13 protein-coding genes are annotated in these 14,401 nt (G+C 63.4%); 2 read left to right on the top strand and 11 right to left on the bottom strand.

Annotated elements, in window-relative coordinates; genetic code table 11:
• Positions 1–3: 3 nt before the first annotated feature.
• The 6 genes from PVE73_RS20880 to PVE73_RS20855 all read right to left on the bottom strand — a co-directional run bounded on the left by PVE73_RS20880 (position 4) and on the right by PVE73_RS20855 (position 3,583).
• The gene (locus PVE73_RS20880) at positions 4–978 is read right to left on the bottom strand and encodes an ATP-binding protein (protein ID WP_277364086.1); all 975 of its coding nucleotides are present in this window, start codon (positions 976–978) and stop codon (positions 4–6) included.
• A gap of 614 nt (positions 979–1,592) precedes the next feature.
• The gene (locus PVE73_RS20875) at positions 1,593–2,090 is read right to left on the bottom strand and encodes a DUF2285 domain-containing protein (protein WP_277364085.1); all 498 of its coding nucleotides are present in this window, start codon (positions 2,088–2,090) and stop codon (positions 1,593–1,595) included.
• Positions 2,056–2,379 (bottom strand): DUF6499 domain-containing protein, encoded by a 324-nt coding sequence (locus tag PVE73_RS20870; protein ID WP_277364084.1) that lies wholly within the window; start codon positions 2,377–2,379, stop codon positions 2,056–2,058. Before PVE73_RS20870 ends, PVE73_RS20875 begins: the two co-directional genes overlap by 35 nt.
• 153 nt (positions 2,380–2,532) lie before the next feature.
• Positions 2,533–2,796: a DUF2285 domain-containing protein gene (locus tag PVE73_RS20865; RefSeq protein WP_277364083.1), complete on the bottom strand. Its 264-nt coding sequence runs from the start codon at positions 2,794–2,796 to the stop codon at positions 2,533–2,535.
• Positions 2,797–3,007: 211 nt separating this feature from the next.
• Positions 3,008–3,220, bottom strand: coding sequence for a helix-turn-helix transcriptional regulator (locus PVE73_RS20860; protein ID WP_277364082.1), 213 nt, complete (start codon positions 3,218–3,220; stop codon positions 3,008–3,010).
• 195 nt (positions 3,221–3,415) lie between these two features.
• Positions 3,416–3,583 (bottom strand): hypothetical protein, encoded by a 168-nt coding sequence (locus tag PVE73_RS20855; RefSeq protein ID WP_277364081.1) that lies wholly within the window; start codon positions 3,581–3,583, stop codon positions 3,416–3,418.
• A 433-nt stretch (positions 3,584–4,016) separates the two neighbouring features.
• On the opposite strand from PVE73_RS20855, the gene PVE73_RS20850 reads away from it, so the two are divergent.
• On the top strand, positions 4,017–4,451 hold the full coding sequence (locus PVE73_RS20850) for a hypothetical protein (protein WP_277364080.1): 435 nt from the start codon (positions 4,017–4,019) through the stop codon (positions 4,449–4,451).
• A 71-nt stretch (positions 4,452–4,522) separates the two neighbouring features.
• Here PVE73_RS20850 and PVE73_RS20845 read toward each other — a convergent pair whose 3' ends face one another.
• Both PVE73_RS20845 and PVE73_RS20840 read right to left on the bottom strand, forming a co-directional pair.
• Positions 4,523–4,927 carry a single-stranded DNA-binding protein gene (locus PVE73_RS20845; RefSeq protein ID WP_277364079.1) on the bottom strand — a complete coding sequence of 135 codons (405 nt, stop codon included), beginning with the start codon at positions 4,925–4,927 and terminating at the stop codon, positions 4,523–4,525.
• A 656-nt stretch (positions 4,928–5,583) separates the two neighbouring features.
• A complete protein-coding gene (locus PVE73_RS20840; protein ID WP_277364078.1) occupies positions 5,584–6,024 on the bottom strand; it encodes a helix-turn-helix domain-containing protein in 441 nt (146 codons plus the stop codon).
• A 2-nt stretch (positions 6,025–6,026) separates the two neighbouring features.
• On the opposite strand from PVE73_RS20840, the gene PVE73_RS20835 reads away from it, so the two are divergent.
• Entirely contained in the window at positions 6,027–7,328 is a 1,302-nt protein-coding gene (locus tag PVE73_RS20835) for an MFS transporter (protein WP_346772381.1), read from the top strand.
• Between the two features lie 208 nt (positions 7,329–7,536).
• Here PVE73_RS20835 and PVE73_RS20830 read toward each other — a convergent pair whose 3' ends face one another.
• The 3 genes from PVE73_RS20830 to PVE73_RS20820 form a co-directional block, all read right to left on the bottom strand.
• Complete coding sequence (locus tag PVE73_RS20830) at positions 7,537–8,469, bottom strand: DUF2493 domain-containing protein (protein ID WP_277364077.1); 933 nt, start codon at positions 8,467–8,469, stop codon at positions 7,537–7,539.
• A 313-nt stretch (positions 8,470–8,782) separates the two neighbouring features.
• On the bottom strand, positions 8,783–9,829 hold the full coding sequence (locus PVE73_RS20825; protein ID WP_277364076.1) for a toprim domain-containing protein: 1,047 nt from the start codon (positions 9,827–9,829) through the stop codon (positions 8,783–8,785).
• A complete protein-coding gene (locus PVE73_RS20820) occupies positions 9,829–14,235 on the bottom strand; it encodes a strawberry notch family protein (protein ID WP_277364075.1) in 4,407 nt (1,468 codons plus the stop codon). The genes PVE73_RS20825 and PVE73_RS20820 overlap by 1 nt, the downstream gene beginning before the upstream one ends.
• Between the last annotated feature and the right edge of the window lie 166 nt (positions 14,236–14,401).

Below are 14,401 nucleotides of genomic sequence, written 5' to 3'. Positions count from 1 at the left end.
AACCTACTCCCGGGTCTGATCTTCCAGTTTCTGCTTCCGCATTCTACGGCGTTCCGCATCACGCATGGCGTGCCTGAAATCCGCATCGGATACCGCCCTGTTCCCATTGAGAACGGAGAGCTTTATCGCCTGTACGCAGACCCTTTCTAGGTCAGCGTAGGAATAGCTTTGGAGTTGGTTTGAATAGCTAGAGGGATCAAATGTCACCTTCACATTGCGGAATGCATGCTCAAGATACTTCCGGATCATCTTGTCGTCGGGCTGCTCGAACCACACAATCTCGTCGAAGCGTCGCCATACGGCTGGATCAAGGTGCGCATCGAGGTTCGTTGCCGCGATCAGAAAGCCCTGTGGTTCGATCTGTTCGATGAAGATCAACAGGCTGTTGACGACCCGCCGAAGTTCGCTGTGCTCACCGGTCTCTTCGCGTGAGCGTGCAATTGCGTCGAATTCGTCGAAAAACAGCACGCAAGGTTGCCTCCTCGCGAACTCGAACGTCTTGCGGATGTTGGTGGCGGTTTCCCCTAGATAGGACGAGATCAGGCTATCGAGCCGGACGTGGAAGAACGGTAGACCGAGTTCATTGGCGAAGACCTCGGCACACAGGGTCTTCCCGGACCCTGGTGGACCGCAGAAGAGCAGCTTTGACCGAACCGGAAGGCCATGTCGCCTGATCCGGTCCGCTTGCCGAAATTCACGGATCAGGCCAACGAAGAGCTCAATGTTCCCGCGCGAAAGAATGATGTCCTGCGGCCCGTGCCGTGGCTCGATCCGCTGGATGAAGTCTTTTGCTTCATCAGGAAACGGAACAAGACGGGATAGGCCGCCTGTTTGCGGATGCGAGCCAAGATTATCGAGGGTCTTGCGCAGGCTGCGCGCGAGCACTCGGTTATTTTTTTTCTCCTCGTCCGCAATGATCTGCTCCACGACCGCACGGAAATCGTCCTCGCGGCCGTAACTTGCGAGCAGCTTTTTCATCAGCTCGCCCCTTGCCATCCTGCCTCCACCAATTTTTCGCGAGGGTAGCAGCGCTCGCCGCAATTGACCATAAGAAGCTTATGCGGCTCAGAGTAAAATGCGGCGTCTACAAGCGCAGATCACTGTTCCCACCAGCCATGATGCCAGCAATATTGAATATCGAATCAGGACCACACCATACACATCTCTGAGTGATGGTGCCAACGGCGCTTTCGTGCACTTATCTAGGTGGTCGTCGGTGCTGCGGGTGCCTCGGATCTCCGCTGCCGAGTGAATGGTTCTCCTCCAATCCTCTCGAGGGAGCCGCGGAGAACGGCGGCCTACATTCTGTTCCCCGCGATTTCCGGTTCTAGGGGGAGGCAAGGTTTGCCCCAACGGCTGAAGTGGGGGCGCGAAGCAGCCGAAGCACATTGGCCAGGTGAGGGCAGAATCCCCAGAGAATCCGTGCGAAACCTACCTGTTCATTTCACAATATTGGTGTTCTGCTGCCGCTAAACTCCCAAAAATCTGAGACGTTTCCAACGCCACAAGCTGCAACACTGCGAGTCGGCGGAGATGCACGCCCATCCGGGTTGGCAGGACGCCTAGGTGTCGAAAACAATTGCCCACGCGGATCACCCGCGAATTCGCAGCCAGCGCAGATAGCCGCCCTCAATGTGTCCGCGCGCTGCCTTGAGGATGCGGGCGAGCCGTCGGCGCTCCGACGCGTTCTGCCATTCGATGGCGCGCAACGTTTCTACCTGTCTATTAAGCAGGACGGAAGCGATCAAGCGGCGCGACGCGCCAGCTTCCATACCGTCCCAGGCACGCAGCATGAGAGCTGCGCGATGGGTCTGGAAGGCAGTGAGGCGCTGTGCGCGCGGCAAGAGGCCGGATCGCTTTCCCTCAAGCCTTCGCACAAAGCGGCCCGCATTACGGTGACGCCAGAAGAAGTGCTCGTCGATGGGCAGAACGATGGCCGACTTGGTCGGTGCGTCACCATCGGGAAACCACAGTCGATGATCGCCATCATCGTCAGCGACAAGGGCGTGGAGACCATCCCTGGCAAGCTGGCCATCGGCGGGCAGCGTTTGCGGATCAGGGAGTGGCAATCCCTCGAAACCGTCGGGCACAGTTCTGACAATGAGTGTGGCAGGGAAGTGTATGGCCCGCCAGATTGGGCGGGCGGAGGCGGCAGATACAGAAGGGTCCGCCGGGAAAGGAAAGCCCCCAGCGACAGGATAGGCGCTCGATCTCTGCTGCCTCATCCGTGCCGCCGGAGGCGATCCTTGCCAGTGTCTCGGCATAGTCTCGCCGGTATTCCTTGTTGCGGCGCAGAAACTCGAAGGCGACACCGCCGCGGTCAAGACGACCCAGTTGTTCCTCGAATTGGGGTGATCGCCAGTCGTGCAGTGGTTTCAAGTCTTCCTCCCCGCCTCAATCGATGGCTTCAGGCTGATTCGAATATTGGGGTGGGCTGAGGATGGTATAGACAGATAATCGGAATGCTGTTGTTTCGTCGGCTGAGCATTCCGGCGTCATCGATTCCGACGCGGAGCAGCTTACGGCTACCGGTTACTGCATGCGGGGTTCGAGAAGGTGGCGATAGCCCTTCTCGGTCATCCAGCGGGCGCGGGCGAGATGGCTGTCGTGAACGCGTTTGGCGTGCTCCGGATTGGCGGCAACGTCGAGACCGAAGACGATTTCCGCCACTTCACGCCAGTCGGCGCCTTCCTCGTCGGCGTCCAGCAGGCGCAGGTAGGTGGCGAGGTGCGCTTCATCGTAGGCATTCACCCGAACCGTCAGCGGCGGGCTGTCCTGGAAGTCGGGCTTGTTCATCCGCCTGTCCTTACGTCCTCCCATGTGTTGTTCATAGATGCTTTATCGATCATGAACGCAACAGCTTGGCGACAGCAAGCATCCGGCAATCGCGGAATGAAACCATGCCGCCATGGCGAGAATTGGCGCAGTTTTTGCGGTGATCGGGAGTTTTCGGCGGCGCCATATCCACGAATATTTTGCTTTTCCCATGCGTGGCGGGCGGGGCGCATCAGGCGTCGCTCCGGAAGAACTCCGCCGGATCGACGCCAAGGGCATCGGCAAGCTTCTCCAGCTTGTCGACAGAGATCGAATATTCCTCGCGTTCGACCATGCCGACATAATTGCGGTTGATCTGGGCACGATGGGCAAGCTCCTCCTGCGAGATGGATTTCTCCTGTCTCAGCCGGCGCAGATTGCGTGCGACTCTCTCCCGTAAGCTCATGCGGGAGAAGTCGCCGTCTACCTAATATACTTCCACCCAATATACTAGGTAATCGGATATGGCCAGATCTGCCGGAATAGTTTTTGATGTGCGTTAATCGGCGGATTCGTTCTTCATTTTGGGAACTGAAGCCGTCAGCGCCACCCGTCGACGCCGGCGGGGCAAAGGCGCCCTGAGCGCACAGTTCCTTCGCGCTCAGGGCGCGAAGGGATCGATCTCGCTGACGATTTCATCCTCGTCGCCGTCATATTCGGGCGCGGGTACCACCGAGTGCGTGCCGTCGCCGGCCCGGAAGATGACGATGGAGACCATCAGGGTGTCGGCGAGGCTGAGGGCGAAGGCTTGTGCATCTGGGAAGGACATTGTTCCGGCTCCTGTTTTGAGGCGGGAGGACTTCCCGCTCGACAGGCGCCGATGTGTTTCAAGCGCGGCCGCGGTCACCGCTGAGGTTCACCGCAGCGGCGGCATGCTCTGCATAGTCCGACCCCTTGGGGTTGATCGTGGAAGGCCGTGATTGGAACCAAGGTAAGCCTCAAAGAGCGGGTTCGCTTCCCGGCAACCGGAGCCGGACATGCCCTTGGGTGCGCTGCCCGAAGGCTTGATCTGCAATCATAGTGCCGTCGATCGACGTCTTCCGCGTCACCATGGTGTTCACGAACAGCGCGGCCTACGAACATGTCGATGCGGGGCCAAAACGCTGCCGTGTTGCCGTTTTGACGCCGTGATTGCGGGCTAGCCGGTGTCTCAAGGCCAATGATAGGCGCGGCCAGCGCAATACCGTCCAGGAGGATCAGGATTGCAGTTCCTTCCTGCAATACCCGTTGTCGTCGTTATAACTGTGCTCGCGGCGTCGGGGTGCGCCGTGGCGCAGGACGCCGAGCCTGTGCTGCTTGTTGAGCCGAAGGTGGTGATGGAGGCCGATCCGCCGCCGCCTTTCACCTATTGGGCGCCGGAGGGTTCCACGATCCGCAATCATCCGCTTGATCCCATGACCTGGATCGCCGAGAGCGCCGACAGATCGCGCAAATACTATTTTGGGGACCAGTGCCGGGCGTCGCAGTTTCAGCGCCTTGTCGGCCAGCCGCTCGATGCTCTTCCCGACAAGCCCGCCGGCGCCACATGGCGCCTGGCATGTTCGACCTGCGCGGTGATATCGGATCTCGGCCGCGAGCGGATGAACGTGTTCTACGACAAAGATTTTCGGGCGATCACCAGCATCTCCTGCGGCTAGGCCCGAGCGGAAAGGGTGCGAATATGAGGAGAGCCCGGCAGCTTGCGCCGCCGGGCCTCGATTCGAACCGCTCAGAAGGGTATCTCGTCATCGTGGTCGGGTTGGCTGCTGCTCTGGCTTTCCGCCTGCTTGGCCCGGCTGAGGAAATCCACCGTCTCGGCGATGATCTCGCATCCGTAGCGGTCATTGCCGTCCTGGTCGGTCCACTTCGTGTAGTGGATGCGGCCGCGCACCAGCACCTTCATGCCCTTGCCGCAGTGTTCCTGGACCGTCTTGCCGAGGCCATTGAAGCAGGTGATGCGGTGCCATTCGGTGTCCTGAACCCGGTAGCCGTTCTCGTCCCGGAGCACCTTGCCGTCGGCATAACGGGGCCGTGAGGTGGCCAGCGTGAAACGAGTGATGTGGGTGCCGCCCTGTGTGGTGACGGTCTCGGGGTCCTGGCCGATGTTGCCGGCGAGAATGACGATGTTCTGCATTTTTCTGTCTCCGTTGCTTCCGTCCGAGGGACCATCCCTCCGACGAGCCCCGGCCAAGCCCGATGGAGGCCGGTTGCAACCGAAGGCTCGCCGCCAAGTTCCGGTGTGGGGCGGGCAGTCGCTTCAGCGGCAACACGGCCGGAATCTTGGTGGTTGCTGCCGGCAGCCGCTCAGGCTTAGGGGATCAGTCAGTCGGAGGGGTTAGTCCTGCGGCGGAGCTTCTCGGAGACGACAGCAGCCCCATCGTCCTTGCCGGCCCGGCCATCGGGCATGGCTCCGAAACTCAACTGTTCAGCACGATCCGCTCTCCAACGTGCTGGCGCCCTATCTCCCATCGCAGGTGAAAGGGCCGGGACAGCGAAGGCCGCCAATCGCAGTGAGGGATGGAAGGCACCGTAGCATCTCCATTCAATGGGTTCGATGCACGGCACTCCATGCAGGAAGACTGAAGGGGCTGACCAGGGCAGCCGGACAATGTGCCGAATGGAGGAGATCAGATGGCAGTTGCGCTATAGGCAGAGATCGACGATGACGGCGACGAGCTCCGCTTCAGGGCTGGATATGGCATAGGAACGCCGAGGCCCCGCGATACTCCGACCGTGTTCCGAAATGATCGGTTCGGATCGGTAGTTCGATGGCTGCTGTGCGGCGGGTGCTCATGATCTGCCGCCCCTTTTTGCCCTAGGATGCCCGGCACGCGTGCCGGCCCACCGACCGGCCACGTCCACGAGGCGCCTGAAGGTCGGGCATTCCATGTGGGAGGGTGCAGGACAATCGGCAACATGACGCAATGTGTCCCTCAACGCGGCGAGTTCGCGAATCTTCCGATCCAGCTCGTCTGCTTTCGCATGCAGTACATCGCGTGGCAGCTCCGGCGTGCCGTCTCTACCGAACATACCTGCTATCTCTTCCAGCGAGAAGCCGGCCGTTTTGCCCATCGTGATCAGTTTTAGCTGCAGCAGCACTTCAAACGGGAACTGGCGGCGCAGGCCGTTGCGGGAGACCGAAGAGATCAGCCCGACCTCCTCGTAATAGCGAAGCGCCGAAGGGCGTATCCCGGTCTTCGTCGACACCTCGCCAATGTCGAGAAACTTCATGCTTGACCTCAAGTCGACTTGAATTCGTACTCTGCCTGCTCACAGCGTTTCCGACAAGAGGAAAAGGGCATGGAGCAAGCAGGATCGACCGCATTGAGGGAAACCGACCGCGGCGTCACGGTGACATTGGCGCTCTCGATGCTGCTGGCGTCGCTTGCACGAGCATCGCCAATATTGCCCTGCCGACGCTGGCTGAAGCGTTCTCTGCGCCGTTCCACCACGTCCAATGGGTGGTTATCACCTATCTCGCGGCCATGACTGTCTCGGTCGCCTTCGTCGGAAGGCTTGGCGACCTGTATGGGCTGACGCGCATGCACCTTGCGGGCCTCGCTCTGTTTTGCGTGGCTTCGCTGCTTTGCGGTCTGGCTTCGAACCTTTGGCTTCTGATCGGGGCGAGAGCACTCCAAGGCGTCGGCGCGGCGTTCCTGATGACGTTGACCCTTGCGCTCGCGCGTGAAACAGCGAGCGAGGAGCGCATCGGGCGCGCCATGGGCCTGCTGGGCACGGTGTCGGCGCTCGGAACAGCTCTCGGCCCCTCACTCGGCGGCGTGCTGCTATCGGCGAGCGGTTGGCCGGGTATTTTCCTCGCGCAGGTTCCTCTCGCACTGCTCGCCCTGATCCTGGCATTCAGGTCACTGCCATCCGACAGGGGCCGGGCCGCACCTCCGTCGGCTGGACCATGCGTGGCGTGGATATGGACGAGAGGGCTGCTGCCAAATATTTCCGTGAACCTGCTTGTCGCGGCCGTCATGATGACGACGCTGGTGGTCGGCCCGTTCTATCTCGGCATTGGCTTGGGCCTGAGCGAGATGCCAGTCGGCCTGATCATGTCGATCGGGCCGCTGATCTCGATCTTCAGCGGCGTGCCGTCCGGACAGGCCGTCGACAGATGGGGCACTCACAGCATTCTCGCGGTCGGCCTGACCATGCTCGCCGCCGGTGCATTCCTTCTGGCAACCCTGCCGGCACAGTTCGGCACGGTCGGATATATCCTGGCCATCGCCGTTTTGACGCCGGGCTACCAGCTCTTTCAGGCCAGCAACAACACGGCAGTCATGGCGGATATTCCCAAAGACCGGCGCGGCGTGGTGTCGGGGTTGCTCAGCCTGTCGCGAAACCTCGGCCTCATTCTGGGAGCGTCCGTGATGGGCGGCGTTTTCGCTCTTGGCGTTGGTACAAGCAACTTCGAGGGGGCAACCCCTGCTGCGATCGCGAACGGGATGCGGCTGACGTTTTTACTGGCCGGTGGGCTGATGCTCGTCGGGCTCTGGGCAGTTTTCAGACGATCAAACGCAACATTATGATCGTATGTGGGATGGAGCGGCTTGTGCCGAGATGCGTCGTTCTCGGACCGAGCGGAAGCCGTCGCTATATCTCAGCTTTCAGCAATTTCGCGATCGGCTAAGAAGAAGCGATGGGCGGATCATCAAGAAGACCGCCGCAAACCGCCTTCGCGGTGCCTTCGAAGGGACGTTACACCCCCCGTTTCAAGATTAAGGGTGACGGCAGCGCTCACGCGCTGCCGGAGAACTTCATGACCGGAATGCCAAGCTTCCTGGCTTTGTCGGCGAGGTTCTCCTGGATACCGGTGCCGGGGAAGACGATGACCCCGACTGGCAGCGTCTCCAGCATGGCGTCGTTGCGCTTAAAGGGCGCGGCGCGGCCGTGCTTGTCCCAGTCGGGCTTGAAGGCGATGTGGGGCACCTTGCGGTTGTCGGCCCATTTGGCGGCGATCAGCTCGGCGCCCCTGGGCGAGCCACCGTGCAGCAGCACCAGGTCAGGGTGCTTGATGAGGACCTTGTCGAGCATGTCCCAGACCAGCCGGTGGTCGTTGAAGTCGAGCCCGCCGGTGAAGGCAACCTTGGGACCCGCGGGCAGCATCACCTCGGCCTCGGTTCGGCGCTTCGCGGCGAGGAAGTCTCGGGAGTCGATCATCGCCGAGGTCAGGTTGCGATGGTTGACCATCGAACCGGAGCGCGGCCGCCACGGCGTTCCGGTGTGGCGTTCAAAGTGCTCAGCCGCCTGGTCGCGCATCAACTCGAAGGCGTCGCGGCGCTCGATCAGCGTCTGGCCTTCGGCCGTCAGGCGCTCCAACTCCACGGCCTTGACCTCGGTGCCGTCCTGTTCGCGTTGAAGCTGACGCTGCGCCAGCTCGTTGTCGTCCAGTTCGCGCTCGATCCGGCTGGTGGCGCGATGGAAGAGGTTGACCGTTCCCCAGAGCAGTTCGTCGAGGTCGGGTTCGAGCCGGGTGTCGCCAAGGGTAGTGACGAGAGCGTCGAAGATATCGGCCACGGCTCCGGCGACCTCACTGCCCTCGGGCAGCGGCCGCGGATCGGGCTCGTCCTGGAAGGGACGCCAGCCATACAGCTGGAGTTCGGTAATGAGGTGATCGGTCGGGGATGAGGAGTGGTGGGGCTCCAAGCCGTCCTCTTGTTCGTTTCTCATCAGCGTGGCTCCTTCGTCGTCTGACCGCGACCGTCGCGGCCTTCATGGCGTCGGAAGCCCACGGTCGGGCCGGACAGGCAGCCCTCGCTCGCGAGGGCCTCGATGGCCGGGCACGGCTATTTTGCTTCGCGATGCAAAGGCCAGCTTGCCGGTCGGCGGAAAATATCCAGGGCACGGCCATTGCCTTTCCGGACCCTTTGTGGGCTCGATCGCCCTCTCAGGAAGGCCGGGTCGTGGTCTCTGCGACGATCCATGGGAGCCATGCGGAAACGAACAGGAAGGCTGCAATGCCGCCTCTCGATCCCGGTCCTGCCTATGCCGCCGGCGTCATGAAGCGATTGGCGTCCTCCGGGACGAGGTGCGGCACGATCACCGCTCGAAGGGCGTCGATGCCGTGGAGACGCAGATCCTCGTTGAAGTCCTCGAGCTGCGGCGACAGCACCACCGCCTCGATCCCGGCGTTTGCCGCCCGCTCGACCAGCCGGATTCTTGCAGCGTCGCCAGCCGGATCACGGTCGCGCAGGACATAGAGCCGGCGCAGGCTCAATGGGAACAGGATGGCGGCCAGGTGGGCGGCGGACGTCGCAGCCAGCATCGGCATATCGGCCAGCACCGAGCGAACCGACAGCACCGTCTCGATGCCTTCGCCGGCTGCCAGAACGTCGGATGCTATGCCGAAGCGGACGCCATGTCCGAGCAAGTCACCCATCGCACGCCTCGGCGTCTCGATCGGCGCCTTGCCGAGCCGCGTTTCGGAAAAGCCGGAAGGGTCGAGCCATGTGCGATGCGCGCCGGTCACACGACCGTCGAGGTCGGTCACGGCGGCAGCCATTGCCGGCCAGGTCTCGGTCGGGGAATGCTCGTCGGACCGATAGTAGCAGCGCGGATGGAAGCGCAGGCTCGCCGTGCCGGAGAGGTTCGTGATGCCGCGACCGCGCAGATAGCGTGCTGCCAGCGTGCCGTGGATCGTCTGCGACATGGCGAGCAGCCGCCGCGCCGCTTCCGGGGAGCCCGATGGTGTCGGCTCGCGACGCCGATCAGGCTCAGGATGTGGAAGTCTGAGAAAGCTGCGGGCTTCCTCAGCGACGTCCTTGAAGTCGACGAGACCGCAGCTTTCGCGGATGACGTCGAGCAGGTCGCCATGCTCGCCGGTTGCCGCATCGCTCCAGCGCCCACATGCGCCTCGTCCGGTCTCCGGGCCGACCAGGCGCACGAACATCGAACGCCCCTTCGTGTTGCGGACGTCGCCGACCAACCAGTAGCGGCCGCATCGGCGACCGTTGGAGAGATAGTGGCGGCACACCGCCTCGGCCCTGTGGCCGAGACGGATCGCCAGTTCGGAGGTATCGTAGCGAGACATTATGCAGCCTCGTGCTCGCCGATGCGCTGGACCGGCCAGCGGTCGAGGATTTTCGCGAGAACCTCCGGCCCCTTCGCGTCCGTGGGCACGAACATGCGGAGCTTCCATGAGATGATCTCATGGAAGAGGCCATAGGCCGTCAGACGCTCGCGCATCGTGTCGGTGAAGCCCGACAATTCGATGCGGTTGGCGCCCATGACGCGGCTGCGCCGAAGCTGGAGGCCCTCGGTGAGGTCGAGGATGGTGCAGCCTTCCATCAGCGCTGCAAAGGCGTCGTCCGGCGTCAGCGAACTCGTGCCGGTCGCAGTGGCTTCGGCCACCCAGGCGGGCGAGACACGCCGGCCGATGATGCGCTCACCGTCATCGGCCTGAAGGCGGTAGACGCGCGTCGACTCGCGCGGCAGGCGCTTCCAGATCGGCAGCAACAGCCCGGAGACCATGTGCAGCGTGGAATCGGAGAACTCCGGCACCTGCGCGAGCTCTGTGTTCCAGACGGTGGAGAAGGTATCAGCATCGGCCTCGAGCCAATGGCTTCCGGCTATCGTCTCGACAGGGATGGTGTGGGTCTCCATCGGCCGGATCAGGCGAACGCGATACTGGACATCGCCGTCATCGGTCATCACGGACGGCGCGCGGACCTGCACCGCCGCGCGGCCCGAACGCTCATTGACGAGCAGCTTCGCCCGGCCGTCGGCGAGGTGACCGAGCGCGTCGTCCAGCGTGACGGGGCGGTTGTGCCGACGCTGGGTGATGGTGAGCAACCGGGTTTCCGCACCGGTGCCGGGATGGGTGTAGATCACCTGCCGGTCGCTGACGGCAAAACTCTCGGCGCGCAGCGTCTCCAGGCCCATGTCATAGGTGCCAGAAGCAATCGCGCCCTCGATCCGTGCATTGAGCAATTGCTCGAAGGCGGTGAAGATGATGCCCTGAAGCTCGATGGTGAGCGCCAGCAGCCGGTTGAGGAAGGTGGTGATCGGGGGTAGCTCGTCCTTTATGCCGTTCGAATCCACCAGCTTGAGGCCGGTTGCGGCCTCGAAGCGGTCGAGCGAGCAGCCCTCGACCTTGCCGCGCACGATGAGCATGTAGAGCTGACGCAGCGCGTCGCGGGCATAGTGCGATTCCAGATTGTCTTCCGGTCGGAACAGGCCCTGGCCGCCGGTCTGGCGCTGGCCGCGCGTGATCGCGCCCAGCGTGTCCAGGCGGCGGGCGATGGTCGAGAGGAACCGCTTCTCGGCCTTCACATTGGTGGCGATCGGCCGGAAGAGAGGCGGCTGCGCCTGATTGGTGCGGTGCGTGCGGCCGAGCCCCTGAATGGCGGCATCAGCCTTCCAGCCGGGCTCGAGCAGGTAGTGAACGCGCAGCCGCGTGTTCCGCGCCGAAAGTTCGGCATGGTAGCTGCGGCCGGTGCCGCCGGCGTCTGAGAAGACCAGAACACGCTTCTGGTCGTCCATGAAAGCGGCGGTCTCGGCGAGATTGGCCGAGCCGGCGCGGTTTTCGACGACAAGGCGGTCGATGCCGCCGGGGCTGGTCCTGCGCACGATGCGGCGTGAGCGGCCCGTGACCTCCGCCACCATGTCTGTCCCAAAATGCTGGACGATCTGGTCGAGCGCGCCGGGGACCGGCGGCAGGCTGGCGAGCTTCTCGATCAGCGCATCGCGGCGGGCGACGGCCTCGCGGCTTTCGACCGGCTGACCATCGCGTGTGACCGGCCGCGACGACAGATTGCCCTCAGAGTCGGTGAACGGTTCGTAGAGCTGCACCGGGAAGGAATGCTGCAAATATGTGAGGACGTACTCGCGGGGAGAGAGGTCGATCCTCAGATCGTTCCATTCCTCGGTGGGGATCTCGGCAAGGCGACGCTCGGTGAGCGCTTCGCCGGTCGAGACGATCTGCACGACGGCGGCATGGCCCGCCTCCAGATCGCGGGTGATCGAGCGCAGCAGGGTCGGCGTCTTCATCGAGGTTAGCAGATGGCCGAAGAAGCGCTGCTTGGTGCTCTCGAAGGCCGAGCGTGCGGCGGACTTCGCCTGTCGGTTCAGCGTGCCGGAGGAGCCAGTCGCACTGGTCGCACCAGTGATGTTGGTCGCCTCCATGGCGGCGTCGAGATTGTTATGGATGATGGCGAAGGCGCCGGCATAGGCGTCGTAGATGCGGGTCTGCTCGGGCGTCAGTTCGTGCTCGACCAGCTCGTATTCCACTCCCTCGAAGGAGAGCGAGCGGGCGGTGTAGAGGCCGAGCGCGCGCAGGTCGCGGGCCAGCACCTCCATCGCCGCGACGCCGCCGGCCTCGATCGCTTCGATGAACTCGGGGCGCGTCGAGAATGGAAAATCCTCGCCGCCCCAGAGGCCAAGGCGCTGGGCATAAGCGAGATTGTGGACGGTTGTCGCGCCGGTTGCCGAGACATAGACGACGCGTGCATTCGGCAAAGCGTGCTGAAGCCGCAAGCCGGCGCGGCCCTGTTGCGAAGGGGCCGTATCTCCGCGCTCGCCCTTGCTGCCGACCGCGTTCTGCAACGCATGGCATTCATCGAAAATGATGACGCCGTCGAAGCCATTTGCATTCCCTGTCGCGGCTTCGCCGCTCCCCGCCTCTTGTGCAAGCCAGTCGACGATCTGCTTCAAACGGGACGCCTTCCCGCCGCGTTCATCGGTCCTGAGTGTGGCGTAGGTGGTGAACAGGATGCCCTCGGACAGCGTGATCGGCTTGCCCTGCGGGAAACGCGACTGCGGCGTGATCAGCAGGCGTTCCATGCCAAGCGCCGACCAGTCCCGCTGCGCATCCTCGAGCAGCTTGTCCGATTTGGAGATCCATAGCGCCTTGCGGCGTCCGCGCACCCAGTTGTCCAGGATGATGCTCGCGGATTCACGGCCCTTGCCGACACCGGTGCCGTCGCCGATCATGAAGCCGCGCCGGAAACGCACGGCATCCTTTGTATCGTCGGGAGCCGCCTTCACGACATCGAAGGTGGCATCGACCGTCCACGATCCGGCAAGATGATCGGAATGGGCCTCGCCGGCATAGATCAGGGTTTCGAGCTGGGCGTCGGACAGCAGGCCGTCCGAGACGACATTGGCCGGCAGGCGCGGCCGATAGCTCGGCTTCGGCGGCACGACCGAAGCCATCGCGGCCGACTGCACCAGCTTGGTCGGATGGGGCTGCGCATCGGGAATGCGGATCGACTGGAGCCGGTGTTCTTCATAGATGGCGTCCGTGATGCGGCCGGCGTCGGCCTCCTGGCGCTCGATGATCTCGTAGGCGAGATCGACGGCCTCCGGCTCGGCCAGAGACTTCCTGGGCGTGGCTTTGGCGGCACGAGCGATGTAGCCGCGCACGGTGCGGGGTGCGGGGGTCGCTGCGACCGGAACCGCAATGGCAGGATCGACCGGCAGGCGGGCCGGCACATGCTCGGCCACCCAGCTCATCAGCGTCGCTGCGTCGGGCGCCACGCCGGGGGAGACGGGAAAGACACTCGGATCGTGGGCCGGCTGCTTGTCGATGACGGTCAGCCGCGTCGCAAACGTCGTGCCATGCTTCGCATAGACGGAGCCATCGATCGCTGCCGAGAACACGACACGGCCGCGTTCCTGCAGCCGGGCGTAGGCCGAAGACCAGGCCGGTGCGTCGGGGGCGAAGTTCGCGCCGGTTATGGTGACGAGACGGCCTCCAGGAGCAAGGCGCGCCAGCGCCGAGACGACATGCCGGAACGCGGCATCGGCCATGCGCGTCTCGACATTCGCCATAGCCGAGAACGGCGGGTTCATCAGCACGACGCTGGGCATCACCACCGGATCGAGGTGATCGTCGATCTGGGCGGCATCGAGGCGGGTGACGGAGAGCGCCGGAAACAGCGAGGTGAGAAGATTGGCGCGGATCTCGGCCAGTTCGTTGAGGACGAGCGTGCCGCCGGCGATCTCGGCGAGGATAGCAAGCAGGCCGGTGCCGGCCGAAGGCTCCAGAACGCGGTCGGCCGGCGTGATGGCGGCAGCCGTCGCGGCGACCAGGCCGAGCGGGATCGGGGTGGAGAACTGCTGGAAGGACTGTGCTTCCTCGGAGCGGCGCGTGTGGGACGGCATAAGCGCCGCGAACTTCGCCAGCATGGGAAGCGCGGCAGTAGGCGAGCCGGCCTTGCGCAATAGCGTCCTGCCGAACTTGCGCAGGAACAGCACGGTCGCCGCCTCGCAGGCTTCATAGGCGGTCTTCCAGGTCCAGGCGCCGGCGGCATCGGAACCGCCGAATGCTGTCTCCATCGCTTGTCGCAGCGTCGAAGCGTCGATGCGCTGGCCGCGTTCGAGATGGGGGAGAAGGGTCTGAGCAGCCGCGAGGATAGCGGCGGCGGTATCGGCGTCGGAGCCGAGCGGGATCGGTGCAGCCGCATCGGCAGCCACGGTTGCGGACGTCATGTTCATGGAGGAACCTCGGGAGAGCGGGACCGGGATCAAGCCCGCGCAGCGCTCTCTCTCGACCGCACAGGCTCAAACCCGTCCCGGCCTTCCTCTGGCTCTGAAAACGCAGCGACAGCAGGCATGAAACAAGCGCCCGGCCGCCAGGCGAGCGCTTGTGTCGTTCAGTCGA

This window comes from Chelativorans sp. AA-79 (assembly GCF_029457495.1).
Classification (GTDB): Bacteria; Pseudomonadota; Alphaproteobacteria; order Rhizobiales; family Rhizobiaceae; genus Chelativorans.
The sequence above is the reverse complement of the archived record's forward strand: the minus strand, read 5'-3'. Positions and strand labels throughout refer to the sequence as shown.